Origin of the sequence: Billgrantia aerodenitrificans, from assembly GCF_021404405.1 — a bacterium.
Lineage (GTDB): Bacteria > Pseudomonadota > Gammaproteobacteria > Pseudomonadales > Halomonadaceae > Halomonas > Halomonas aerodenitrificans.
Window position 1 is genome coordinate 1 of sequence record NZ_JABFTV010000021.1, and the last position, 24698, is coordinate 24698.

At 63.0% G+C, this 24698-nt stretch carries 28 protein-coding genes and 1 tRNA gene; 23 read left to right on the forward strand and 6 right to left on the reverse strand.

Going from position 1 to position 24698, the window contains the following annotated elements; all coding sequences use genetic code 11:
* Window positions 1–89, forward strand: an 89-nt coding sequence (locus tag HOP59_RS22985; protein WP_234254523.1) for an IS3 family transposase, incomplete at its 5' end; no start/stop codon positions are given.
* Between the two features lie 57 nt (window positions 90–146).
* Here HOP59_RS22985 and HOP59_RS22990 read toward each other — a convergent pair.
* Window positions 147–223 (reverse strand) — tRNA-Pro (locus tag HOP59_RS22990).
* A 127-nt stretch (window positions 224–350) separates the two neighbouring features.
* The gene (gene ispB / locus HOP59_RS22995; RefSeq protein WP_234255688.1) at window positions 351–1358 is read right to left on the reverse strand and encodes an octaprenyl diphosphate synthase; all 1008 of its coding nucleotides are present in this window, start codon (window positions 1356–1358) and stop codon (window positions 351–353) included.
* A gap of 279 nt (window positions 1359–1637) precedes the next feature.
* On the opposite strand from ispB, the gene rplU reads away from it, so the two are divergent.
* From rplU to HOP59_RS23080, 16 genes are all read left to right on the forward strand, one after another.
* Window positions 1638–1949, forward strand: coding sequence for a 50S ribosomal protein L21 (gene rplU, locus HOP59_RS23000; protein ID WP_086508020.1), 312 nt, complete (start codon window positions 1638–1640; stop codon window positions 1947–1949).
* 32 nt (window positions 1950–1981) lie between these two features.
* Window positions 1982–2239, forward strand: a complete 258-nt coding sequence (rpmA, locus tag HOP59_RS23005; protein ID WP_086508021.1) for a 50S ribosomal protein L27 — start codon at window positions 1982–1984, stop codon at window positions 2237–2239.
* Window positions 2240–2323: 84 nt separating this feature from the next.
* On the forward strand, window positions 2324–3517 hold the full coding sequence (gene cgtA / locus HOP59_RS23010) for an Obg family GTPase CgtA (protein ID WP_086508022.1): 1194 nt from the start codon (window positions 2324–2326) through the stop codon (window positions 3515–3517).
* Between the two features lie 165 nt (window positions 3518–3682).
* Window positions 3683–4819 (forward strand): glutamate 5-kinase, encoded by a 1137-nt coding sequence (gene proB, locus HOP59_RS23015; RefSeq protein WP_086508023.1) that lies wholly within the window; start codon window positions 3683–3685, stop codon window positions 4817–4819.
* Window positions 4820–5016: 197 nt separating this feature from the next.
* Window positions 5017–5283, forward strand: a complete 267-nt coding sequence (gene rpsT, locus HOP59_RS23020) for a 30S ribosomal protein S20 (RefSeq protein WP_086508024.1) — start codon at window positions 5017–5019, stop codon at window positions 5281–5283.
* A gap of 226 nt (window positions 5284–5509) precedes the next feature.
* The gene (murJ, locus tag HOP59_RS23025) at window positions 5510–7033 is read left to right on the forward strand and encodes a murein biosynthesis integral membrane protein MurJ (protein ID WP_234255703.1); all 1524 of its coding nucleotides are present in this window, start codon (window positions 5510–5512) and stop codon (window positions 7031–7033) included.
* Window positions 7034–7156: 123 nt separating this feature from the next.
* Window positions 7157–8218, forward strand: coding sequence for a bifunctional riboflavin kinase/FAD synthetase (gene ribF, locus HOP59_RS23030; protein ID WP_234255689.1), 1062 nt, complete (start codon window positions 7157–7159; stop codon window positions 8216–8218).
* Between the two features lie 10 nt (window positions 8219–8228).
* On the forward strand, window positions 8229–11072 hold the full coding sequence (gene ileS / locus HOP59_RS23035; protein ID WP_234255690.1) for an isoleucine--tRNA ligase: 2844 nt from the start codon (window positions 8229–8231) through the stop codon (window positions 11070–11072).
* Window positions 11065–11595, forward strand: coding sequence for a signal peptidase II (lspA, locus tag HOP59_RS23040; protein ID WP_086508027.1), 531 nt, complete (start codon window positions 11065–11067; stop codon window positions 11593–11595). Before ileS ends, lspA begins: the two co-directional genes overlap by 8 nt.
* Window positions 11596–11675: 80 nt before the next feature.
* Window positions 11676–12122 (forward strand): FKBP-type peptidyl-prolyl cis-trans isomerase, encoded by a 447-nt coding sequence (gene fkpB / locus HOP59_RS23045; protein WP_086508028.1) that lies wholly within the window; start codon window positions 11676–11678, stop codon window positions 12120–12122.
* A gap of 80 nt (window positions 12123–12202) precedes the next feature.
* Window positions 12203–13180: a 4-hydroxy-3-methylbut-2-enyl diphosphate reductase gene (gene ispH, locus HOP59_RS23050; RefSeq protein ID WP_234255691.1), complete on the forward strand. Its 978-nt coding sequence runs from the start codon at window positions 12203–12205 to the stop codon at window positions 13178–13180.
* A gap of 163 nt (window positions 13181–13343) precedes the next feature.
* Window positions 13344–13766: a type IV pilin protein gene (locus tag HOP59_RS23060; RefSeq protein WP_338073361.1), complete on the forward strand. Its 423-nt coding sequence runs from the start codon at window positions 13344–13346 to the stop codon at window positions 13764–13766.
* The gene (locus tag HOP59_RS23065) at window positions 13753–14196 is read left to right on the forward strand and encodes a GspH/FimT family pseudopilin (protein WP_234255692.1); all 444 of its coding nucleotides are present in this window, start codon (window positions 13753–13755) and stop codon (window positions 14194–14196) included. Before HOP59_RS23060 ends, HOP59_RS23065 begins: the two co-directional genes overlap by 14 nt.
* Before the next feature lie 10 nt (window positions 14197–14206).
* The gene (gene pilV / locus HOP59_RS23070) at window positions 14207–14599 is read left to right on the forward strand and encodes a type IV pilus modification protein PilV (RefSeq protein WP_234255705.1); all 393 of its coding nucleotides are present in this window, start codon (window positions 14207–14209) and stop codon (window positions 14597–14599) included.
* Window positions 14596–15204, forward strand: a complete 609-nt coding sequence (locus HOP59_RS23075; RefSeq protein WP_234255693.1) for a PilW family protein — start codon at window positions 14596–14598, stop codon at window positions 15202–15204. The genes pilV and HOP59_RS23075 overlap by 4 nt, the downstream gene beginning before the upstream one ends.
* Window positions 15205–15221: 17 nt before the next feature.
* Complete coding sequence (locus tag HOP59_RS23080) at window positions 15222–16478, forward strand: pilus assembly PilX family protein (protein WP_234255694.1); 1257 nt, start codon at window positions 15222–15224, stop codon at window positions 16476–16478.
* A gap of 232 nt (window positions 16479–16710) precedes the next feature.
* On the opposite strand, the gene tnpC (HOP59_RS23085) is transcribed toward HOP59_RS23080, so the two are convergent.
* Genes tnpC (HOP59_RS23085) through HOP59_RS23095 form a run of 3 tightly spaced genes read right to left on the reverse strand, consistent with a single transcriptional unit; the run spans window position 16711 to window position 18901 of the window.
* Window positions 16711–18294, reverse strand: a complete 1584-nt coding sequence (gene tnpC / locus HOP59_RS23085; protein ID WP_234255706.1) for an IS66 family transposase — start codon at window positions 18292–18294, stop codon at window positions 16711–16713.
* 44 nt (window positions 18295–18338) lie between these two features.
* Complete coding sequence (gene tnpB / locus HOP59_RS23090) at window positions 18339–18695, reverse strand: IS66 family insertion sequence element accessory protein TnpB (RefSeq protein WP_234255695.1); 357 nt, start codon at window positions 18693–18695, stop codon at window positions 18339–18341.
* Window positions 18692–18901, reverse strand: a complete 210-nt coding sequence (locus HOP59_RS23095) for a hypothetical protein (RefSeq protein WP_234255696.1) — start codon at window positions 18899–18901, stop codon at window positions 18692–18694. Before HOP59_RS23095 ends, tnpB (HOP59_RS23090) begins: the two co-directional genes overlap by 4 nt.
* Before the next feature lie 83 nt (window positions 18902–18984).
* Between HOP59_RS23095 and HOP59_RS23100 the strand changes: the two genes are divergently transcribed.
* The 6 genes from HOP59_RS23100 (at window position 18985) to HOP59_RS23125 (ending at window position 24309) form a co-directional block, all read left to right on the forward strand.
* A complete protein-coding gene (locus HOP59_RS23100; protein WP_234255697.1) occupies window positions 18985–19272 on the forward strand; it encodes a hypothetical protein in 288 nt (95 codons plus the stop codon).
* Between the two features lie 49 nt (window positions 19273–19321).
* Window positions 19322–19531: a hypothetical protein gene (locus HOP59_RS23105; protein WP_234255698.1), complete on the forward strand. Its 210-nt coding sequence runs from the start codon at window positions 19322–19324 to the stop codon at window positions 19529–19531.
* Window positions 19528–19884, forward strand: a complete 357-nt coding sequence (gene tnpB, locus HOP59_RS23110) for an IS66 family insertion sequence element accessory protein TnpB (protein WP_110650264.1) — start codon at window positions 19528–19530, stop codon at window positions 19882–19884. The genes HOP59_RS23105 and tnpB (HOP59_RS23110) overlap by 4 nt, the downstream gene beginning before the upstream one ends.
* 44 nt (window positions 19885–19928) lie before the next feature.
* Complete coding sequence (gene tnpC / locus HOP59_RS23115) at window positions 19929–21512, forward strand: IS66 family transposase (RefSeq protein WP_234255699.1); 1584 nt, start codon at window positions 19929–19931, stop codon at window positions 21510–21512.
* Between the two features lie 271 nt (window positions 21513–21783).
* Window positions 21784–23463 (forward strand): IS1634 family transposase, encoded by a 1680-nt coding sequence (locus HOP59_RS23120; protein WP_234255700.1) that lies wholly within the window; start codon window positions 21784–21786, stop codon window positions 23461–23463.
* Window positions 23464–23538: 75 nt separating this feature from the next.
* Window positions 23539–24309, forward strand: coding sequence for a hypothetical protein (locus tag HOP59_RS23125; RefSeq protein WP_234255701.1), 771 nt, complete (start codon window positions 23539–23541; stop codon window positions 24307–24309).
* Between the two features lie 34 nt (window positions 24310–24343).
* Here HOP59_RS23125 and HOP59_RS23130 read toward each other — a convergent pair.
* The coding region (locus tag HOP59_RS23130) for a transposase (protein WP_234255702.1) at window positions 24344–24698 on the reverse strand (355 nt) is incomplete at its 5' end.

Here is a 24698-nt window from a genome sequence, read left to right on the forward strand (position 1 = left end):
TCCACTATTACAACCATCACCGGATGAAGCAGAGACTAAAAGGCCTGAGCCCCGTACAGTACAGGACTCAGGCCGTGGGCGCCGGCTGAATGAACCGTCCAACTATTGGGGGTCAGTTCATCGCTTGCAAGGCCTTCGTAATTCTTTGGTCGGAGTAGCAGGATTCGAACCTACGACCTCTGCCTCCCGAAGGCAGCGCTCTACCAAGCTGAGCTATACTCCGTTACTTCTATTACTCCGTTGCTTCCTTTTCGAGCCGCTTTCGGGCGATGCTCGACGTCGGCTCCGGGGGCCGACGGATGGGCATTATACGCAAAAGCCATGGCCTTGCAAGCCCCGCTGCGGCGCCTTCAGTGCTGGCGCTCCACCGCGAGCCGGGCCAGGTTGGCCAGACTGTCGCGGTAGCGGCTGGGGGGCAGGAAATCGAGCTGCTCCAGCGCCTTGGCCGACATCTCTTCTGCGCGTGCCCGGGTGTAGTCCAGCGCGCCGGTATCGCGCACGATGGCCAGCACCTCGTCGAGCCGTTCGAGACCGCCCTGGCGAATGGCCTGGCGGATCGTCCTGGCCTGGTCCGGGGTGCCGGCAGCCATGGCCTGGATCAGTGGCAGGGTCGGCTTGCCCTCGGCCAGGTCGTCGCCCACGTTCTTGCCCATCGCCTTGGCGTCGCCCTGGTAGTCGAGCAGGTCGTCGACGAGCTGGAACGCCAGCCCCAGGTAGCGGCCATAAAGCTGCAGCGCCGCCTCCTGCTGCGGGTCGGCCTCGGCCAGCACTGCGCCGCTGTGGGTGGCGGCCTCGAACAGCATGGCGGTCTTGCCCTGGATGGTCTCGAAGTAGACGGCTTCATCGACGTCCGGATTGCCCACGTTGGTCAACTGCTGCACCTCGCCTTCGGCAATGATGCAGGTGGCGCCGGAAAGTATGCCCATGATCTTGAGCGAGCCGATCTCGACCATCATCTGGAAGGAGCGGGAATAGAGGTAGTCGCCTACCAGTACGGAGGGGGCGTTGCCCCAGGCGTCGTTGGCGGTGGCGCGGCCACGGCGCATGTGCGATTCGTCGACCACGTCGTCGTGCAGCAGGGTCGAGGTGTGCATGAATTCGATCAGCGTGGCCAGCGAGATGTGCTTGTCGCCCTGATAGCCCAGGGCACGGGCGGCGAGCAGCACCAGCAGCGGACGCAGCCGCTTGCCGCCGCTGGCGATGATGTACTGACCGATGGTCTCGACCAGCGGCACCCGTGACGCCAGCTGCTCCTTGATGGTGCGGTTGACCGCGGCAAAGTCGTCGGCGACTGCCGCATGCAGTGACGAAGAGGCGGTGTTGCTGTCAGACGAACGGGGTGAGGCGTTGGCTGGCATGAGGCAATGTCATCGGGCTGTTGGGCCGGCATGCCGGACATGGCAGTGGCCTTGGGCTGCGGCTCATGCTATGGCCCACCCATGTGGGCGTCAAGCTACGCCGCGGTGCGTGCCTGCGGCGATGCCTCGGTCGGCGTGAGCAGTGCTTGAACGCCCTGCGGGGCGCGGTTATAATGCGCGGCCCACTCATCATGCTCCCTGTCAGATGGCTGCCGAAAGGGGCGCCACTCGAAGCAGGCCGACGAAGAGCCAACCCCGATGAGTTCTGGAGAGAGACACATGTACGCTGTTATCAAGAGCGGTGGCAAGCAGTACCGCGTTCAGGAAGGTCAGACCCTCAAGCTCGAGAAGCTGGAAATCCCCACCGGCGAAACCATCGAGTTCGATGAGGTGCTGCTGGTTGCCAACGGCGACGACGTGACCGTCGGCGCTCCGCTGGTCGCGGGCGCCAAGGTGGCTGCCGAGATCGTTTCCCACGGCCGTGGCGAGAAGATCCGCATCATCAAGTTCCGTCGTCGCAAGCATCACATGAAGCGTCAGGGCCACCGTCAGTGGTTCACTGAAGTCAAGATCACCGGGATTTCCGCCTAAGCGGCTTCCCCTTAACGAGCGAGGACTTTGCAATGGCTCATAAGAAGGCAGCCGGCTCTACCCGTAACGGCCGCGATTCAGAATCCAAACGCCTTGGTGTCAAGCTGTTCGGCGGTCAGGCCGTCACCGCTGGCAACATCATCGTGCGTCAGCGCGGCACCCGCTTCCACGCCGGTACCGGCGTCGGCGTCGGCCGCGACCACACCCTGTTCGCCCTGAGCGACGGTGTGATCAAGTTCGAGACCAAGGGTCCGAAGAACCGCAAGTTCGTCAGCGTCGTCTCTGCCTGAGAACGCACGAACCGGTAGATGGAAGGCCCCGCTCAGGCGGGGCCTTCTTGTATCATGACGGTAGATACCGTCGGGAGAGTCACAATGCAGTTCGTCGACGAAGCCTCGATCATCGTGGAAGCGGGCAGGGGAGGTAACGGCTGCCTGAGCTTTCGCCGCGAGAAATACGTGCCCAAGGGTGGTCCCGATGGCGGCGACGGCGGGCATGGCGGCAGCGTCTACCTGGTGGGCGACGATGCCCTCAATACGCTGATCGACTTCAAGTACCAGCGCTTCTATCAGGCCGAGAGCGGTCGCCCCGGCCAGGGGCGCCAGATGAGCGGTCGCGCCGGCAGCGACCTGGTGGTCAAGGTGCCGGTGGGCACCACCGTGATCGACGAGGACACCCTCGAGGTGATCGCCGACATCACCGAGATCGGCCAGCAGGTGCTGGTGGCCCAGGGCGGTCGCCGCGGGCTCGGCAACATTCATTTCAAGTCGTCGACCAACCGGGCGCCGCGCAAGACCACGCCGGGTACCGACGGCGAGCGGCGCAACCTGCGCCTGGAGATGAAGGTGATGGCCGACGTCGGCCTGCTGGGCATGCCCAATGCCGGCAAGTCGACCCTGATCCGCTCGGTTTCCGCAGCCAAGCCCAAGGTGGCCGACTACCCCTTCACCACCCTGGTGCCCAACCTCGGCGTGGTCAAGCTGGGCATGCACGAGCACTTCGTGATGGCCGACGTGCCGGGGCTGATCGAGGGTGCCTCGGACGGTGCCGGGCTGGGGCTGCGTTTCCTCAAGCACCTGACCCGTACCCGCCTGCTCTTCCACGTGGTCGACGTGGCGCCGTTCGACGAGTCCGACCCGGTCGAAGTGGCCCGGGCCATCGCCCACGAACTCGAGCAGTTCTCGCCGACCCTGGCCGAGCGTCCGCGCTGGCTGGTACTCAACAAGCTCGACCTGGTGCCCGCCGAGGAGCGCGAGGCGCGGGTGGCCGCCATCGTCGAGGGGCTGGGCTGGACGGGCCCCGTGTTCCGCATCTCGGCGATCAGCGGCGAGGGCACCGATGCCCTGGTGCAGGCGGCGCATCGCTGGCTCACCGAGCAGCGCCGGCTGGAGAACGAAGACGAGGAGGCCGCCGAGCGCGAGCGCGAGATGCGCGAGCGCATGGAGGCCGAGGCGGTGGCGCGCACCGAGGCGCGCCTGGGTCGCCGGCGCAAGCGCCGCGATCAGGACGACGATGACGATGACTTCGACGATGATGATTACGATGTCGAGGTCGAATACGCCCCCTAGGTGGAACACTGGCTGCGCTCGGCCATACGTCGTTAAACCTTGGCTCAAGATGCTCATTTGCAACAGCAAACTCCGCTCTTTCGCCAAGGTTTGCCTAGTCTGGCCATCGCTCGCGCAGTGTCTCAAGGTTGGGGAATCGCAGCAGCCTTGTTGGAGAGTGAACAGGTGAGCAACGAGCGGGTTCCGGGTCGCGATGCGCTGCGTGGCGCTCGCCGGGTGGTGGTGAAGATCGGCAGTGCGCTGCTGACCAACGATGGGCGCGGCCTCGACGAGGCGGCGATCGGCGGCTGGGTGGACCAGATCGCTGCGCTGCATCGTCAGGGACTCGAGGTGGTGCTGGTGTCGTCGGGCGCCGTGGCGGCCGGCATGGTGCGGCTGGGCTGGCAGGCCCGACCTTCGGCGGTGCATGAGCTGCAGGCCGCTGCCGCGGTGGGCCAGAACGGCCTGACTCAGTGCTACGAGCACCACTTTGCACGCCATGGGCTGCTCACTGCCCAGGTGCTGCTGACCCACGACGACCTCTCCAATCGCAAGCGCTACCTCAACGCGCGTTCGGCGCTGCGCACCCTGGTCGACCTGCGCGTGATCCCGGTGATCAACGAGAACGATACCGTGGTCACCGACGAGATCCGCTTCGGCGACAACGACACCCTGGGCGCGCTGGTGGCCAACCTGCTCGAGGCCGAGGCGCTGGTGATCCTCACCGACCAGGAGGGGTTATTCGACGCCGATCCACGCCACAATCCCGAGGCCTCTCTCATCAGCGAAGGGCGGGCCGACGATCCGGCGCTGGCCGCCATGGCCGGCGGCGGCGGTGCGCTGGGGCGCGGCGGGATGACCACCAAGGTCCAGGCGGCTCGCCTGGCGGCGCGCTCCGGTGCCGTCACGGTGATCGCCAGCGGGCGCCAGCCCGAGGTGCTGACCCGGCTGGCCGAAGGGGAGCCGCTGGGCACGCTGCTGCGTCCGGAAGAGGCCCCCATGGCGGCGCGCAAGCGCTGGCTGGCCGGCCAACTGCAGGTGCGCGGCAGCCTCACGCTGGACGCCGGGGCGGTGAAGGTACTGCGTGGCAGCGGCTCGAGCCTGCTGGCGGTGGGGGTCAAGGCGCTGTCGGGCGACTTCGTGCGTGGCGACATGGTGCTGTGCGTCGACGAACAGGGCCAGCGTATCGCCAAGGGGCTGGTCAACTACGGTGCCGACGAGGCGCGGCGTATTCTCGGTCAGCCGAGCCATCAGATCGAGGCGATTCTCGGCTACATGGAAGCGCCGGAGCTGATCCACCGCGACAACCTGGTGGTGCTGTGACGCAGTGTTTGCGCGGCCTGTAGCATGACGCCGCGCACCTGTGGTAGTATGCGCCATCCTCTCAGACACGGCCCGTCGACAACCTTCGCGTTGGCGAGATGGCCAGGCCGGCAGGAAAGCGAAATTTCCAAGCCGGACAAATCGTTATCGATGCCGCCCCAGACCGGGCGGCGTCAAAGTTTTCCAGGAGATAGTCAGTGGCAAACAGCAAGCAAGCCCGCAAGCGTGCCCGTCAGGCGGAAGGCCGTCGTGTTCTGAAGGCGAGCCAGCGCGCCATGGTGCGTACCTATGTGAAGCGCGTCATCAAGGCCATCAACGGCGGCGACCACGCCACCGCCATGGCCGAGTTCCAGAAGGCGCAGCCGGTCATCGACCGCATCGCCGACAAGGACGTGCTCTCCAAGAAGAAGGCTGCGCGCCTGAAGAGCCGCCTGAACAAGCGAATTAAGGCGCTGGCTGCGTAAAGCCGGTCGCCTGGAGACGTCGCGAACCCATGCCCTCGGGCCACGTTTGCGACGCTCGTGAAAAACCGGCTGCGGCCGGTTTTTTTGTGCCTGTGCATTTGCCAAGGCTGAATGGTCGAGGATGGGAGCGGTGACGGAACCCGAGAAGTTGCCCGATTCAGCAAAGTCGAGCGCGCCCCTGGTGGCCGAGGACGACCGCGCCGTGGCGCCCAAGGCCGGTGGGCTGATGCGCTCCGGCCTGGTGGTGGGTGCCATGACCATGCTGTCGCGGGTCATGGGACTGGCGCGCGACGTGGTGGTGGCGACCCTGTTCGGGGCCGGCAACGGCGCCGACGCCTTCTTCGTGGCGTTCAAGATTCCCAATTTCATGCGCCGCCTGTTTGCCGAGGGCGCCTTCAACCAGGCCTTCGTGCCGGTGCTCTCCGAGTATGCCACCCGCGGCAGCAAGCGCGAGGTGCGCGAGCTGCTCGACGCCGTGGCCGGCAGCCTCACCGCGGTGCTGGCGTTGATCACCGCCCTGGCCATGCTCGCCGCGCCCTGGCTGGTGTGGGTTTTCGCTCCCGGCTTTGGCCGCGACCCGGCCAAGCTGGCGCTCACCGCCGACATGCTGCGGCTGACCTTCCCCTATCTGCTGCTGGTCTCGCTCACTGCCTTCGCCGGCAGCGTGCTCAACACCTGGAACCGTTTTGCCGTACCGGCCTTCACGCCGGTGCTGCTCAATCTTTCGCTGATCGGGGCGGCCGTGCTGCTCACGCCCTTGATGAGCGAGCCGGCCATGGCGCTGGCCTGGGGTGTGCTGATCGCCGGCGTTGCCCAGCTCGCCTTCCAGGTGCCGTTCCTTGCCCGCCTGGGGCTGATGCCGCGGCCCTGGCCCAACTTCGCCCACAGCGGGGTGAAACGCATCCTGGTGCTGATGGCGCCGGCGCTGTTCGGCGTCTCGGTGTCGCAGATCAACCTGCTGCTCGACACCGTGCTGGCCTCGCTGCTCACTCCCGGCAGCGTTTCCTGGCTCTACTACTCAGACCGCCTGGTCGAGCTGCCGCTGGGGGTGTTCGGCATCGCCATCGGCACGGTGATTCTGCCGGCGCTCTCCAAGCGTCATGCCGAGCAGTCGGGCGAGCATTTCGCCGCGATGCTCGACTGGGCGGTGCGCGCCGTGCTGCTGCTGGGCCTGCCGGCGGCGCTGGCCCTGGCGATCCTGGCCGAGCCGCTGCTGATCTCGCTGTTCCACTACGGCGCCATGACCGAGCACGACATCGTCATGGCGGCCATGAGTCTGCGCGCCTATGCCTTCGGCCTGGTCGCCTTCATGCTGATCAAGGTGCTGGCACCGGGCTTCTTTGCCCGTCAGAACACCAAGACCCCGGTTAAGGTCGGCATCATCGCCATGGTCGCCAACATGGTGTTCAACCTGATCCTGATCTGGCCGCTGGCCCACGCCGGCCTGGCCCTGGCCACGGCGCTGTCGGCCTTCCTCAACGCCGGTCTGCTGGGCTGGCTGCTGCACAAGCAGGGCGTGCTGGTGTTCCAGCCGGGCTGGGGGCGCTATGCCGTGCAATTGGTAGGCGGCTGCGTGGTGATGAGCGTGGGCCTGGCCTGGCTGGCGCCGGAGTGGCAGCAGTGGCTCGAATGGGGTGTGTCGGCGCGGTTGCAGTGGCTGGCCTTGTTGGTTGTGGTCGGCGCGGCGATCTACTTCGCCTGGCTGGCCGCACTGGGCGTCAGGCCGCGGCATTTTCGTATGCGCGGGTAGGGCACCCCTCGGTGGGGGAGCCGGAAGCCTCGTGAAGCGGATCGCCGGCTGTCAAGGGAACTGGGGTTCGCTATAATCTTTCCCTTTGTACGTTTTTCAACCAGAAGGCTTAGTGAAGACTGAATGGAAGTCATTCGAGGACTGCACAATCTGCGCGAGGAGCATCGCGGCTGCGTGGCCACCATCGGCAATTTCGATGGCGTACACCGCGGCCACCAGGCGATTCTCGACCAGTGCCGGGAGCAGGCCTCGAAGCTGCGCCTGCCGGTTACGGTGGTGGTGTTCGAGCCCCAGCCGCGGGAGTTCTTCGCCGGCGACCAGGCGCCGCCACGGTTGACCCGTCTGCGCGAGAAGGTGCGCCTGCTGGGTGAGAGCGGAGTCGATTACGTGCTTTGCCTGCCGTTCAACGAGCGCCTGCGCAGCCTCACTGCGGTGGAATTCATCGACCGCGTGCTGGTCGAAGGACTGGGAGTACGCCACCTGGTGGTGGGCGACGACTTCCGCTTCGGCTGCGATCGCAGCGGCGATTTCAGCCTGCTGGCCGAAGAGGGCGAGCGGCGCGGTCGCGTAGGTTTCAGCGTCGAGCACACGCGCACCTTCGCGCTGGACGACGAGCGGGTTTCCAGCACCCGGGTGCGCACCCTGCTGGCCAGCGGCAACTTCGCCCAGGCGGCACGCATGCTGGGCCGCCCCTATCGCCTCGGCGGCCGCGTGGTCGCCGATCAGCAGCTGGGACGTACCATCGGCGTACCCACCGCCAACCTGCCGCTGCCGCGGCTGCCCCTGGCGCTGCGCGGCGTCTATGCGGTGGTGGTCGAGCTGCCCGGCGGGCACCGTTGCTCCGGCGTGGCCAACATCGGCTGGCGTCCCACGGTGGGCAGCGACCGACCGGTGCTGGAGGTGCACCTGTTCGACTTCGACGGCGACCTCTACGGACAGCGGCTCACGGTATTCCCCTGCGCCAGGTTGCGCGGCGAGGTGAAGTTCGACGATTTCGCTGCCCTCAAGCAGCAGATCGCGGCCGACCAGGCCCGCGCCCGGCGCTATTTTTCCGATGAGTGCCAGGGGGCCAGGGAGCTTGGCCTGACAGACGACTCACTTCCATTGGCTTCGGCGCCGCTGGCGCGCGAGACCGTGAATTTCGAATCCTCGGCGGGACGTTCCGCCGACCACGACGACGGCTGACTCCCAGGATATGAGCGACTACAAGCACACACTGAACCTGCCCGAAACCGACTTCCCCATGCGCGGCAACCTGCCTCAGCGCGAGCCCGGTCGGGTGTCGCAGTGGCAGGACATGAAGCTCTACCAGCGCCTGCGTGAAGAGCGCCGCGGTCGCGAGACCTTCGTGCTGCACGACGGCCCTCCCTACGCCAACGGCAGCATCCACATCGGTCACGCCGTCAACAAGATCCTCAAGGACATCATCGTCAAGTCGAAGAACCTGGCCGGCTTCGATGCTCCCTACGTGCCCGGCTGGGACTGCCACGGCCTGCCCATCGAGCACAAGGTGGAGACCACCCACGGCAAGCACCTCGAGCCCGAACAGGCGCGGGCCCTGTGTCGCGAGTACGCCGCTTCGCAGATCCAGACCCAGCTCGCCGACTTCGTGCGCCTGGGCGTGATCGGCGACTGGGACCACCCCTACCGCACGATGGACTACGCCAACGAGGCGGGCGAGATCCGCGCCCTGGCCGACATGGTCGCCGCCGGCTACGTGTTCAAGGGGCTCAAGCCGGTCAACTGGTGCTTCGACTGCGGCTCGGCGCTGGCCGAGGCCGAGGTGGAGTACCAGGACAAGAAGTCCGACGCCATCGACGTGGCCTTCCCGGCCGCCGACGAGGCCAAGCTGGCGGCCGCCTTCGGCCTGGCGTCGCTGCCCAAGCCCGCCGCCATCGTGATCTGGACCACCACGCCCTGGACCGTGCCGGCCAACCAGGCGCTCAACGTGCATCCCGAGTTCAGCTACGCCCTGGTCGATACCGGCGAACGCCTGCTGGTGCTGGCCGAAGAGCTGGTCGAGAGCTGTCTGGAGCGCTACGAACTCAAGGGCGAGGTGATCGCCACCGCCAAGGGCCAGGCACTCGACCTGATCGAGTTTCGTCATCCGTTCTACGATCGTCTTTCGCCGGTCTATCTGGCCGACTACGTCGAGTCCGAGGTGGGCAGCACCGGTATCGTCCACTCGGCACCGGCCTACGGCGTCGACGACTTCGTCACCTGCCGCGCCCATGGCATGGCGTTCGAGGAGATCAAGAGCCCGGTGCAGGGCAACGGCGTCTATGCCGACGACCTGCCGTTCTTCGGCGGCCAGCTGATCTGGAAGGCCAATCCGCAGATCGTCGACAAGCTGCGTGAGGTCGGCGCCCTGCTGGCGCACAAGGTCATCACCCACAGCTACATGCACTGCTGGCGCCACAAGACCCCGGTGATCTATCGCGCCACGGCGCAGTGGTTCGTGGGCATGGACCTCCAAGGGAAAGATGGGCGCACCCTGCGCGAGCGGGCGCTGGAGGGCATCGAGGCGACCCAGTTCACCCCGGCCTGGGGCCAGGCGCGGCTGCACGCCATGATCGCCAACCGTCCCGACTGGTGCATCTCGCGCCAGCGCAACTGGGGCGTGCCGATCCCGTTCTTCCTGCACAAGGCCACCGGCGAGCTGCACCCGCGCACCGTCGAGCTGATGGAAGAGGCCGCCAAGCGCGTCGAGCGCGAGGGCATCGACGCCTGGTTCCGTCTCGACCCGGTCGAGCTGCTGGGCGACGAGGCGGCACAGTACGAGAAAGTCACCGACACTCTCGACGTGTGGTTCGACTCCGGCACCACCCACCGCCACGTGCTGCGCGGCTCGCATCCCCACGGCCATGAGGCCGGCCCCCGCGCCGACCTCTACCTGGAGGGCTCCGACCAGCACCGCGGCTGGTTCCACTCCTCGCTGCTGACCGGCTGCGCCATCGACGGCCACCCGCCGTACCGCGGCCTGCTGACTCATGGCTTCACCGTGGACGCCCAGGGCCGCAAGATGTCCAAGTCGATGGGCAACGTGGTGGCGCCGCAGGAGGTGATGGACAAGCTGGGCGCCGATATCCTGCGCCTGTGGGTCGCCTCCACGGACTATTCGGGCGAGATGGCGGTCTCCGACGAGATCCTCAAGCGCACCGCCGACGTCTACCGGCGCATCCGCAACACCGCGCGCTTCCTGCTGGCCAACCTCAACGGCTTCGATCCGGCCCGCGACAGTGTGGCCTTCGGCGACATGCTGGCGCTGGACCAGTGGGTGGTGGACCGTGCTGCCCAGCTCCAGGCGCGCATCGAGAAGGCCTATGAGGAGTATCGCTTCCTCGACGTCTACCAGCAGGTTCATACCTTCTGTTCGCGGGAGCTAGGTGGCTTCTACCTCGACGTGATCAAGGACCGCCAGTACACCACCCAGGCCGACTCACTGGCCCGGCGCAGCTGTCAGACCGCGCTTTACCACGTGGTCCAGGCGTTGTCGCGCTGGGTGGCGCCGATTCTCAGCTTCACCGCCGAGGAGATCTACGAGAACATCCCCGGCGCCAAGGGCGACAGCGTGCTGCTGGAGACCTACTACGACGGCCTCTCCACGCTGGCGCCGGATGCCGAGTTGGGGCGCGAATTCTGGGAGCAGGTGCTCGAGGTCAAGCAGGCGGTCAACAAGTGCCTGGAGGATGCGCGTAACGCCAAGGTGATCAAGGGCAGTCTGGCCGCCGAGGTGACCCTGTTCGTCGACGAGGCGCTCGGCTCGACCCTGGCCAAGCTGGGCGAGGAGCTGCGCTTCGTGATGCTCACCAGCGAAGTGCGCCTGGCGCCGCTGGCCGAGGGCCAGAATGTGGAAGATGCCGAGGCCACCGAACTGGCGGGCCTGAAGGTGGCGGTGGCCGCCAGCCCGCACCAGAAGTGCGAGCGCTGCTGGCACCATCGCGAGGACGTGGGCAGCCACGCCGAGCACGAAGACCTGTGCGGCCGCTGTATCAGCAATTTACCGGAGGGGCCGGGTGAGACTCGCCACTATGCGTAACAAGCAGGATGACAGCGGCACTTCGGTGCCGCCGATGAGCAAGCCGCTGCGCTGGCTGTGGCTGGCCGTCGCCGTGGTCGTGCTGGACCTCGGCACCAAGGCACTGATGTCCAGCGTGCTGAGCTACGGCCAGCCGGTGGAGGTGCTGCCGTTCTTCAACCTCACGCTGCTGCACAACACCGGGGCGGCGTTCAGCTTCCTGGCCGGCCATCCCGGCTGGCAGCGCTGGTTCTTCGCCATCATCGCGGTGGGCGCCACGGTGGGCCTGACGATCTGGATGAGCCGGCTCAAGGCCGACGAGAAGCTGCTCGGCGCCTCGCTGGCGCTGATCATCGGCGGTGCCCTGGGCAACCTCTACGATCGCCTGGTGCACGGCTACGTGGTCGATTTTCTCTCCTTCCACGTGGCCGGCTGGTACTACCCGGCCTTCAACGTGGCGGACATCGGCATCACCCTTGGGGCCATCGGCCTGATCTGGGAATCCGTCTTCGAGGGCCGCAAGCAGGCCCGGCGGCGCGGCTGAGCCCAACTGCTATGCTGCTTGGCAAGCCCCGACCAAACGTGCACGAGCGAACGCGTACGACCGACTGAGCGAGAGCAACGATGAGCGAATTTCGCATCGACGAGGGCATGGAAGTGACGCTGCACTTCACCCTCAAGCTGGAGGACGGCACCGTGGTCGACTCCACCCGTGACAAGCAGCCGGCCACCTTCCAGGTGGGCGACGGCAACCTGCCGCCGGGGTTCGAACGCCCGCTGAAAGGATTGGTAGGGGGCGAGAGCGGCAGCTTCGAGATTGCTCCCGAGCATGGTTTCGGTCAGCGCAATCCGCAGAACGTGCAGATGCTCAGCCGCGACGACTTCGAGGAGATCGAGCCCGAGGTGGGCACGGTGATGTCGTTTGCCGACCCCGCCGGCGGTGAACTGCCCGGCGTGATCATCGCTGCCGACGAGCGCAACGTGGAAGTGGACTTCAACCATCCGCTGGCCGGGCGTACCCTGACCTTCGAGGTCGAAGTGTTGGACGTCAGGCCCGCGCAGACACACTGAGTTTGTTAACGACGAGACTCAGCGCTTTCTACGCTTTATCTGTTTCTACCGATGCTCCAACGCATCAAGGCGACGTAACCATGCAAGCTAACCCCGTGCGAATCCGACTGGCCAATCCCCGCGGCTTCTGTGCCGGCGTCGATCGCGCCATCGAGATCGTCAACCGCGCACTGGATGTGTTCGGCCCGCCGATCTATGTGCGCCACGAGGTGGTGCACAACCGCTTCGTGGTCGACACCCTGCGCGAACGCGGCGCCGTCTTCGTCGAGGAGCTCGACGAGGTGCCCGACGACGTCATCGTGATCTTCTCCGCCCACGGCGTTTCCCGGGCGGTGCAGGAGGATGCCGAGCGGCGCGGTCTCAAGGTGTTCGACGCCACCTGCCCGCTGGTCACCAAGGTGCACATGGAGGTGCTGCGCTACGCCAAGCGGGGCCAGGAGTGCATTCTGATCGGTCATGCCGGGCATCCCGAAGTCGAAGGCACCATGGGGCGCTACGATACCACCCACGGCGGTGCCATCTACCTGGTCGAGGACGAGGAAGACGTCGCGCGCCTCGAGGTGAAGGACCCCGCGCGGCTCGCCTTCGTCACCCAGACCACGCTCTCCATGGACGACACCGCGCGGGTGATCGACGCCCTGCGCGCCAAGTTTCCCGAGATTCAGGGGCCGCGCAAGGACGACATCTGCTACGCCACCCAGAACCGTCAGGATGCGGTGCGCGAGCTTGCCGCCGGCTGCGAGCTGCTGCTGGTGGTGGGCAGCCCCAACAGCTCCAACTCAAACCGCCTGCGCGAGCTGGCCGAGCGGGTCGGCACGCCGGCCTATCTGATCGACGACGCCAGCCAGATCGACCCGGCCTGGCTGCAGGGCGTCAACGCCATCGGTATCACCGCCGGGGCCAGCGCGCCGGAAGTGCTGGTCAAGGGCGTGATCGAGCGGCTGCAGGGAATGGGGGCTCAAGCGCCGGAAGAACTGGCCGGCCGTGAGGAAACCATCACCTTCTCGATGCCGCGCGAGCTGCGTGAGCGCGTGATCGCCAGCGATTCGCTATCCTGAGCAGGCGCGATGCAAGGATCTCAACCCCGGCACATGAGCTGGCTCATGCTGCACGAGACGACCTAGCCGGGCTTGGCCCGGCTTTTTTCATGACACGCCTAGCAGGTGGCGTTGTCATGATACATACTGAAACCAAGTGTAACCGAACGCGGAGGAGCGCCGAGTGACTCGCTACGCCAGCCACGCTCGACGACATCCCCGGCATGCCCCGCTCAGGGCGCAGCGCGGCTTCACCCTGATCGAGCTGATGATCGCGGTGGCGGTGATCGCCATCCTGGCGTCGATTGCGGTGCCGAGTTACCAAAGGTATGTGCAGAACGCACGGGTCAGCGATGGGCAGGCCAAGTTAATGGAACTAGCTAGTAGATTAGAGCGCTGTTATACAGTTAATAACACATATGCTGGGTGTTTTGATAGTGGCGAGATGCCAGCAACATCGGAGGAAGGATTTTACAGTATCAATTTTTCAGGGCCCCCTGGGGCTACTTTTACTTTGGTGGCAACAGGTTCAAGTAGTGAAGTTAAATGTGCCAGGTTGGAGATAGATCATACTGGACAAAGAGATAGCGATAATGACTGCTGGTAAGTTGAAAAAAAGAGCCGGCTTTACGCTTATTGAGTTGCTGGTTACAATCGCTGTGATGGCGATCATCGCGACGATTGCGGTGCCTGGCTTTCAGGGCATGATGGCCAGCAATCGTCTGGCCAGTGATCATAATGAAATATTATCAGCTTTGAACCTGGCTAGAAGTGAAGCCATAAAGCGGCGCCAAGACGTTGAGTTCGAAGTTACAAGTACCTCTCCCTGGGCTTACGAAATCAATGTGGATGGCAGTACGCTACGTGTGCGCAGCGGTTCAAGGGGAAGCCTGTCGTTTGGCACCGGCACGAGTGTGACTTTCAATAGCTTGGGACGTGCACCCGCTTGCAGTGGTGGTTGTGTATTAACGATCACTCATTTGTCAGGAAGTCGAGATATAAATATCAATTCATTTGGCCGGATTGGGCGAGGTTGAAACGGTGAGCATGAGGCATAGGCAAAAAGGCTTTACGCTTATTGAGGCCCTCATTGCCTTGCTGGTTTTGTCGGTTGGTTTGTTAGGCGTTGCGGCAATGCAGTTGAAGGCGCTGCAAAGCGCTCATGCGGGACATCAGAGGGCACTCGTTAGTTTAATAGCTATTGACGCTCAAGAAAGAACGTGGGCATTAATGAGTCAGCATTCTACAAAAAGCTGCTCGGTTGATGCAGAGTCGGAATGGCTAAGTTATTGGGATAGTATTTTTGATTTTTCTTACTCGCTTGAAGAAAGCACAAGTAACCCTTGTGAGTATGAGGCTCAGGTGGTTTGGACTGATCAGCGCCTCATAGAGGAAGGTGCCAATACTTTTCGTTATACGTTTAGGCTGCCTTCTCTATGAAGATTATAAAAAATGCTTTCAATAATTCGTGTCGCCGTATGGTCTATCGTCAGGCGGGTTTTACGCTCGTTGAGCTGATGGTGGCGCTGGTGATCGGGCTGCTCATCATCCTGGGCGCCGGGCAGCTGTTTCTAATGGGCTTCCAGACCTTTCGTCAGACCGAGCTGCTGAGCAACAAGCAGGCGGCCCTGACCTTCGCTACGGAATTGCTGATAAGGGATATACGAAGATCTGATAATGGGGCGGTAGCATGGAATGATTCTAGCAGAACTCTTACAGTAGAGTTCGATTCGTCTGGAGGGGGGGATGGTTGCAATTCAGGACAAAGAGTGGAGCGAACTTATAGTCTTTCATCCTCCAGTACACCTCAAGAAGGATTTTCACTTTTGTTGACCCAAACTTGCAATGGTGCAGGGGGAAACACGGAGCCAGTTGTTTCAGCTTTTGCAAGCGGTGGCTTCGAGGTGGATGATAGTGGTGGTGATAGTGGTATCTATATCGTGACTTTTTGTCTAATGTCTGAGCCAGGTAACACAGAATGTGATAATAATTCAGAGTTTGATTTTCGTGCGGTCAACCGAAGTCAGGCTGTCACGGCGCCTTGATGGCGAGGGGGTGGGGCATGAAGCAACAAGGTGGGGCGGCACTCGTGGTGGTGTTGTCGATGCTGGCAATGTCGCTCATGCTGGGGATTTCCGGCATGCAGTCGTCGCAGATCGATGAGCGCCTGGCGGGGAATTATCGGGCTTCAGTTTTAGCTCAAATGGCTGCTGAGGCTGGGGCTGCTGTAGCATATGAAAGACTGGTCGACTCTATTTCTGATGGCTTTGTCATATCGAGTGTTTCGGCATGCAATGCACAGTTTTCAAATGGTCTTGTGTACGATGTGGTAGCTTATCAGCAAGGATCGGATTATAGCCTTGCGGTCTGCGGGAGTGGCGGTTTTTATAGCCTTCTGAGCTCCGGTCGTGTCTATTCCGGAGCTGATGTTATATCTATTCGTACGGTTCTGGTAGGTGCATTCGAGCAAGGGGTCGGGCTGCTTGGGCTATCCCCCATTACTGTGCCGGGGAGCATCAAGAATGATGCCAGTAAAGACGACCCATGTTACGCAGGACAGAAAGGTAATATTCCGAGTTTCTGCTTTATTCCACCCTCATCACAGGCTGAGTTCGTTGGGGAGGAGCTGGTGGATGGTGTCTATAACCCAGCCATCACGGTGCGCGACCCTAATGATCATGATGCCATAAAAAATACTATAGAAAAGCGAGAAGAAAATTATATCGGTGGGGTAGAGTATGGCATGAGTGAGTCCTTGTTGGAGAGTGCCGATAAATTTAGTAGCTTCTTGAGCCTCGTGGAAAGCTGTGCAAAAGGGCAGTCGCCAGGTTGTGCGGGGGGGAGGTATTTTTCCCATGGCGCCAGTGTTGGTGACTTTGGCAGTGAAGAGAATCCTCAGCTAACGTTCTATGATGGTGATTTTGATGCAGGTGGGAATTTTTCTGGCGCAGGAGCTTTGATAGTTCGAGGTGATGTCAAGTTTTCCGGTACTCCAAATTTTTCTGGAATAATTATAGTGCTTGGAACATACACGGTTAGTGGGGGCGGGTCATCCAGTGGGCAAGGAGGGTTTAAAGGGTCGATTGTTGCTGCTCCTATGAAGCAAGGTGAGGATGGGCTTGAGTTTTCAGAAACGTCGATCAGTATAAGTGGGGGCGGTGGGGCAAATTATGTCTACAGTGCGGGGGCTTTGGCATCTGCCTTTGATGTCTTGGGAGAAGGGGCTAAAGATTATTGGAATGAAAATAATAGTAGTACAAGAAAAACTGGCGTGATAGAGCGAGACCTTTCAGGGTGGCGTGAAATAGTCTACATGTAATTTCATTAGCCAACGAATGGACTAGTCACATAGTGTTGTCTACCCTGACAAGACAAGGAATCATGGCTGCGGCGGTGGTGTGTTCGCTACCTGTGGAGCCTTGACCAGAGGTTCTTGCCAGGGAGGCAGCCATGCACCAGCAGCACGGTGCCGCGCTCATCATCGTTCTGTCGCTACTCTCCATCACCTTGATGCGTAAGCGCTCCAGTAACCCCATCTGTGCGGCTTGGAATCAGAGCGGTAGAGTGTCCTTCCACCGCCAGGGGAGCAGCATGTCGAGGTCATCCTCCTCGCCGAGTGTCGGCAGGGCCTCGAACACGAACTGCAGGTACTCGTAGGGCGAGAGGCCGTTGGCCTTGGCCGTCTCGATCAGGCTGTAGATCGCGGCGCTGGCTTGTGCACCGCTCGACGTGTGGCTGAATAGCCAGTTCTTGCGGCCCACCACGAAGGGGCGGATGGCGTTCTCGGCCGGGTTGTTGTCCAGCGGAATCAGGCCATCATCAAGGAAACGCGTCAGGCGCTTCCATTGACCGTCCAAGTAGTGAAGCGCCTTGCCCAGCGCGCTCTTCGGCAGTACCTGCGTCAGCGACTTGTCGAGCCAGGTGCGTAGCTGGGTGACCAGCGGGCGGCTCTTCTGCTCGCGCAGCGCCTGGCGTGCCTCGGCATCCAGCGCCTTGGCCTGTTTTTCCACGGCGTAGAGCTTGCGGATCTGGTTGAGTGCCCAATCGGCCTTGCCGGTCTTGCCCTTGGGCTGCACCTTCTGTGCCTCGACGAATTTACGCCGCGCGTGCGCCCAGCAGCCGGCATGGGTGATGCCGTTCTGGCGAACCACTTCGGCATAGCCCTCGTAGCCATCGGTGACCAGGCGACCGGCATAGTCACCGAGCAGGCGCATGGGCACCCGACCGGCTCGGCTGGCGTCGTAGTCGAACAGCACCACCTGTTGGCCCGGTGGTCCGCCGCGTTGCAGCCACATGTAGGAGGGGGAGCTCGCCGGCCGGCCGGGTTCGGTGTTGACCTGCAGGGTGGTCTCATCCATGTGTACAAGCGGAGCTTGCAGCAAGTGCCGACGCAGTGCCTCGATCAGTGGCATCAGCCGCTCACCGACCTGCACCATCCAGCGCGCCAGAGTGTTGCGAGGGATATCGGCGCCGTGCCGGGCAAAGATCTGGCTCTGCCGATAGAGCGGCAAGGCATCCTGATACTTGGCGGTGGCCACGTAAGCGAGCAGCGTGGCGCTGGCGTTGCTCTTCGGCAGCAGCTTCGCCGGCATCGGGGCGATCCGCACGCCCTCTTCACAGGCCGGGCAGGCATACTTGACGCGTACGTGGCGGATCACCTCGACCCGTGCCGGCACCACATGCAGCTCCTCGCTGACCTCCTCACCGATCACCTTGAGCTCGGTGCCATCCTCGGCACAGTGGCGGGTGTCTTCGGGCAGCTCGTGCACGACCTTGACGCGGGGCAGGTCGGGCGGCAAGGCCACGCGACCGCCGCGTGTGCGGCGTTGGGTCGGCTGGCGAGAGTCGGCAGCGGTCGGTTCATCGACGGCAGCGGCATCCTCTTCATCCACGGCCACCTCGGCCTCGTTGATGAGGAGATCCCCCTGCTCGACGCGGTACTTCTCGGTAGAGGGGCCGAACTGGCGCTCGATCGCCAGTTTGAACTGCTCGAACAACGACTGCTTGGCGGCTTCCCACTGCGCCTCCTTCTTGGCCATCAAGGCCAACAGGCGGTCGTTTTCTGCCTCAGCGGCAGCCAGCTTGCGCTGAAGCTGGTCGACGGTATCAGGCGGTGGGGAAGCGGCGGTTCTCATGCCGGCCATGATATCAAAAACAGCCTGGCTTGGGCAGTGAAGGGCTACCCAACCGATTGATAATGCAGCGCCTTATGCGGCTGCATGAGGCTAATATCATAGCCATCGAGCAGCCAGTTAAGTTCCTGTCCGGAGAGGCTGAGTGTGTCGCCGTCCAGACGTGCTGGCCATTTGAAACGCTCCTTCTCCAGCCGCTTGTACCAGACAACGAAGCCGTTGCGCTCCCAGAACAGGATCTTCACCTTGTCACGCTGACGATTGCCGAACACGAACACCGCTTCCTCGAAGGGGTTCAGCTCCATGGCCTCCTGGACCAGCAGGGCCAACCCATCGATCTGCTTGCGCATATCGACCGGCTCGCGGCAGAGGTAGACACGCAGTCCGGAGTCGGGCCGGATCATCGGATCACCTCCACGGTGACGAAACGTGCTGGTCGATGACGCGGCGGCACCGGGACGCCTTGTACCACTAGGCGCTGCTCCCACGTCAGCAGCTCCGCCAAATCCAGGCGCTGCTTCTTGGCATACTCGCTCAACGGTAATTGCCGGGACGAGGCATGAAACAGGTGGCCCAACCAGTAGGCCTGCGTCGAGGTCAGTTCGTTCATGGCGTCCTCCAATGATCAGAGGACACCAGTGTGGCCGGCGCCAGTCAGTTCAAGAAGATGGGGTTAATGGAGCGCTTACCTTGATGCTGGGCCTGTCGGGCTACCAGTCCGCTCTCGTGAACGAGCGCCTTGCCGGCAACCATCGTGCTGCCAGTCTGGCTCAGATGGGCGCCGAGGAGGCCGTTTCCTACGCCTGGGGCGAGGGGGGCGAGCACCTCACCTCGGCCGATTTCGTACCCACCACCTCTCTGCAGCCGCTGACGGCCCAGAACTGGGCGTCGTTCTACCCCGGCAGCCGCGCCGGGCCTTGCCGTGGCAACCTGCGCTGTCCCTTTCGCTACGTAAGCGCTCCATTAACCCCATCTTCTTGAACTGACTGGCGCCGGCCACACTGGTGTCCTCTGATCATTGGAGGACGCCATGAACGAACTGACCTCGACGCAGGCCTACTGGTTGGGCCACCTGTTCCATGCCTCGTCCCGGCAATTACCGTTGAGCGAGTATGCCAAGGAGCAGCGCCTGGATTTGGCGGAGCTGCTGACGTGGGAGCAGCGCCTAGTGGTACAAGGTATCCCGGTGCCGCCGCGTCATCGACCGGCGCGTTTCGTCACCGTGGAGGTGATCCGATGATTCGGCCGGATGCCGGGCTGCGGGTCTATCTGTGCCGCGAGCCGGTCGACATGCGTAAGCAGATCGATGGGCTGGCCCTGCTGGTCCAGGAAGCGATGGAGCTCAACCCCTTCGAGGAGGCGGTGTTCGTGTTCGGCAATCGCCAGCGCGACAAGGTGAAGATCCTGTTCTGGGAGCGCAACGGCTTCGTGGTCTGGTACAAGCGGCTGGAAAAGGAGCGCTTCAAATGGCCAGCACGTCTGGACGGCGACACGCTCAGCCTCTCCGGACAGGAACTGAACTGGCTACTCGATGGCTACGACATCAGCGCCATGCAGCCGCACAAGGCCTTGAATTTTCAATCGGTTGGGTAGTCTTTCCACTCCCCTTGAGAGGCGCGATCCGGTAAAATAGTCGCATGACCTCGCCCCCTTCCCACACCGCCGATACGGTCGACCAGCTGCAACGCAAGCTGGCTGCCGCTGAGGCAAAAAACGACCGCCTGTTGGCCTTGATGGCCAAGAAGGAGGCGCAGTGGGAAGCCGCCAAGCAGTCGTTGTTCGAGCAGTTCAAACTGGCGATCGAGCGCCAGTTCGGCCCCTCTACCGAGAAGTACCGCGTCGAGCAGGGGGATCTCCTCATCAACGAGGCCGAGGTGGCCGTGGATGAAGAGGATGCCGCTGCCGTCGATGAACCGACCGCTGCCGACTCTCGCCAGCCGACCCAACGCCGCACACGCGGCGGTCGCGTGGCCTTGCCGCCCGACCTGCCCCGCGTCGAGGTCGTGCACGAGCTGCCCGAAGACACCCGCCACTGTGCCGAGGATGGTACCGAGCTCAAGGTGATCGGTGAGGAGGTCAGCGAGGAGCTGCATGTGGTACCGGCGCGGGTCGAGGTGATCCGTCATGTGCGGCGGAAGTATGCCTGCCCGACCTGTGAAGAGGGCGTACAGATCGCCCCGGCACCGGCGAAGCTGCTGCCCAAGAGCAACGCCAGCGCCACGCTGCTGGCCTACGTGGCCACCGCCAAGTATCAGGATGCCTTGCCGCTCTATCGACAGAGCCAGATCTTTGCCCGGCACGGCATCGAGATCCCTCGCAACACTCTGGCGCGCTGGATGGTGCAGACCGGGAAGCGCATGGCCCCTCTGATCGAAGCGCTGCGCCGACACATGCTAAAGGCACCGCTGATCCATATGGACGAGACCACGTTGCAGGTCAACACGGAGCCCGGCCGGTCGACGAGCTCCCCCTCCTATATGTGGCTGCAACGCGGCGGCCCACCGGGCCAACAGGTGGTGCTGTTCGACTACGACGCCAGCCGAGCCGGTCGGGTGCCCATGCGCCTGCTCGGTGACTATGCCGGTCGCCTGGTCACCGATGGCTACGAGGGCTATGCCGAAGTGGTTCGCCAGAACGGCATCACCCATGCCGGCTGCTGGGCGCACGCGCGGCGTAAATTCGTCGAGGCACAGAAGGTGCAGCCCAAGGGCAAGACCGGCAAGGCCGACTGGGCACTCAACCAGATCCGCAAGCTCTACGCCGTGGAAAAACAGGCCAAGGCGCTGGATGCCGAGGCACGCCAGGCGCTGCGCGAGCAGAAGAGCCGCCCGCTGATCACCCAGCTACGCACCTGGCTCGACAAGTCGCTGACGCAGGTACTGCCGAAGAGCGCGCTGGGCAAGGCGCTTCACTACCTGGACGGTCAATGGAAGCGCCTGACGCGTTTCCTTGATGATGGCCTGATCCCGCTGGACAACAACCCGGCCGAGAACGCCATCCGCCCCTTCGTGGTGGGCCGCAAGAACTGGCTATTCAGCCACACGCCGAGCGGTGCACAAGCCAGCGCCGCGATCTACAGCCTGATCGAGACGGCCAAGGCCAACGGCCTCTCGCCCTACGAGTACCTGCAGTTCGTGTTCGAGATCCTGCCGACACTTGGCGAGGAGGATGACCTCGACATGCTGCTCCCCTGGCGGTGGAAGGACACCCTACCGCTCTGATTCCAAGCCGCACAGATGGGGTTACTGGAGCGCTTACTTCGCTACGTGAGAGTCGGCGGTCAGTACTTCATCGTCGCCATGGGGGCAATTCGGGAGGGTGACCACACCGTGGCTACCCGAGTTCGACACTTACAGCCCGATTTTGGCCTGAAATCGGCCCCTGCGGTTTGAGAATTCAGTGACTTAGCAAATTCTGGCTGACTTCTTTGTAGTGACACGTTTTTCTCTTGGCATCTTGCTAATCACCGAGTGGCCGGTCTATCGTGGTGACATGTTCGTCAAAGTCACTAAATCCGGTCCGCGCCGCTATGTGAAGCTCGTCGAGTCCTACCGTGACGAGGCCGGAAAACCACGGCAGCGAGTGATCGCCACGCTGGGACGCCTGGAAGCCGTCACGGCCGGCGAGTCCAGCGCGCTGATCAATGGCCTGCTGCGCGTCTCCGGCCAGCCGACGCTCGAAGAAGGCACCGGCGAGACCGACTTCGCGCCGGCGCGCTCCGTTGGCGATACCTGGCTGCTGACCTCACTCTGGAAAGAGCTCGGTCTGGATGATGCCTTCCGGCGGGTGTTGCGCAGCAAACGCCAGTTCGATGTCGAGCGGCTGCTGCGGGTCATGGTGTTCAACCGGCTGTGTGATCCGGAATCCAAGCTCGGTGTGCTGCGCTGGCTGGAAGATGTGCTGGTGCCCGGCGTCGACACCGCCTCGATCAGTCACCAGCATCTGCTGCGCACCATGGACACCCTGTCGGACTGCAGCGAAGCCCTCAATGACGTCCTGGCACAGCAGCTCAAGCCACTGATCGATCAAGAGCTCTCGATCGTCTTCTACGACCTGACCACGATCCGGGCAGAAGGCGGTACCTCGCTCGACGGTGACCTTCGCCACTACGGCCCCTCGAAGGAGGGCGGAATCGCCCGCCAGTTCATGCTCGGTGTCGTGCAGACGGCGGAAGGCTTGCCCATTCACCACGAAGTCTTCGATGGCAATGTCGCGGAAACCCGCACGCTGCTGCCGACCATCCAAACGGTGGTCAAGCGCTTCAACGTGGGGCGGGTCGTGCTGGTCGCTGACCGTGGCCTGCTCTCCCTGGACAATCTGGCCGCCCTGTCCGCCGTGCGTATCGAGGATCGCCCCCTGGAGTTCATCCTGGCGGTGCCGGGGCGCCGTTATGGCGAGTTCGATGACCTGCTGAAGGCATTTCATCAGACCCACTGCCAGAACGCCGATCACGAAGCTTACGGCGAGATGGCATGGCAGGATCATCGGCTGATCGTGGCGCACCGGCCGGAAGTCGCCAAGGCGCAGACGGCGGCACGCGATCAGAAGATCGAGACGCTGCAGGCCGATGCGCGCCACTGGTTCGAGAAGTTGGATAATCAGGATGCCGGGCGTCGCTATCGCGGCAGCAAGCTCTCCGATGCCGGCGTCACCGCCAGATTCTACAAGGCCGTCACCGATGCTCACCTCGGGCATATCCTGAAGGTCGATCTGACGGCCGAAACGTTCAACTACGTGCTGGATCAGCGAGCGCTCGATCGCGCCAGGATGATGGATGGCAAGCTTCTGCTGGTCACCAACATGGCCGATCACGACCCGCAGGAGATCGTGGACCGCTATCGAGCGCTGGCGGATATCGAGCGCGGCTTCCGGGTGTTGAAGAGCGACATCGAGATCGCGCCGGTCTACCACCGGCTGCCGGATCGCATCCGCGCCCATGCGCTGATCTGTTTGCTTGCTCTGGTGCTTTACCGGGTGCTGAGGATGCGTCTAAAGGCCAGCGATCATCCGCTGTCGCCGACGCGGGCACTGGAGATTGCCCGCAAGATCCAGTTCCACCAGGTCCTGCTTCACCGTCGCGAGACGGCGAGCGGCCTGACCAAATTGAAGCCTGAACAACGCGACCTCTTCGAGGCGATTGGCCTGCCGGCACCTGCCGTATCTCGCTTGTAGTGCCAATTTTCGAAACGCGTTTCCAGGCTAATCAGTAGCTTACGCTTCTAACTGTCGAACTCGGGGGCTAGTAGCATGCCCGTGGTCGCGCGAGTGGAGTTCAGAGAAATTCCCGACCCGGCCTTTACCCGGGGCCTGTTGAGTGCAGGGTATATCACCGTGACAGGCAATTCCTCGCTGACGCCGGCACGGCGGGCCGATGGCAGCATCGACCCCAACGTCGTGCATGCCAACAGCATCGTCAGCATCAGCGTGCCCGAGGCGCAGAGGGCTTACATTACCTCAGGGGCCGACCGCATGGTGGAGGTGCCGCTACCCGGCCAGCGGCCCGGTGACGAGGATATGTCGCAGTGTACCCGGACCACGCCGCCGGCCTATTGCTACAAGCGCTACGACCCTGCCATCTTCGACGAGTACCGCAACCGCCCCGGCGTGATTCGCAGCTGCAACGTCAACCTCAATGCGCTGGCCAGCGGCACCACGGTGTTCTGCGAGGGCAACCTCTCCGTGGGGAGCGGCAGCGTGGAAGGCCGGCAGATCACCCTGGTGGCTACCGGCAGCGTTTCCATGAGCGGTTCCACCACGACGTCACCGCCCGAGCGGGCAGAGATCGGCTTGTTCGTGGTCGCGGGGGGCAATATCGAGTTTTCGGGCAGGACCGACAACTACGGGGTGTTCTGGGCCGGCGGTCACGTGCGCCAGAGCGGGACTTCGAGGCTCTACGGCTCCATCGTGGCGGGGAGCTTCATTCAGAGCAGCGGCGGTATCAACTTCACCAGCGTCAACAACGTGACCAACCGCGATGCGTACATCGAGGCGGAGCCGCGTATCGTTGCATGGCACTAGATACCATCTCTCCTAACCGGCCACAAATGCCCCATCAGGCGATTTGTGGCCGATATTCGGTTTGCGTCTTGAGGACCCCGTAAGCGATATGGATCAGCTTGCGCATTGCTGCCCCCAAGGCCGCCATCTTGCTCTTGCCGTTTCCTGTAAGCCGCTGATATAACGCCGAGATATCGGGATTCCGCCTCAGCCCAACGACGGCTGCCATGTACAGGCTCTGCCGCAGTTTCGGATTGCCGGCTTTCGACAAGCGGGGACGCCCGCGTATGGAGCTACCCGATTCCCAACTGACGGGCACGAGCCCCGCAAACGCCGCCGCCTGGCGGGCGCTTTCGAAAGCACGGCTACGCAGCATCGCCAACAGTCGGAGAGATACCGCAGGGCCAACG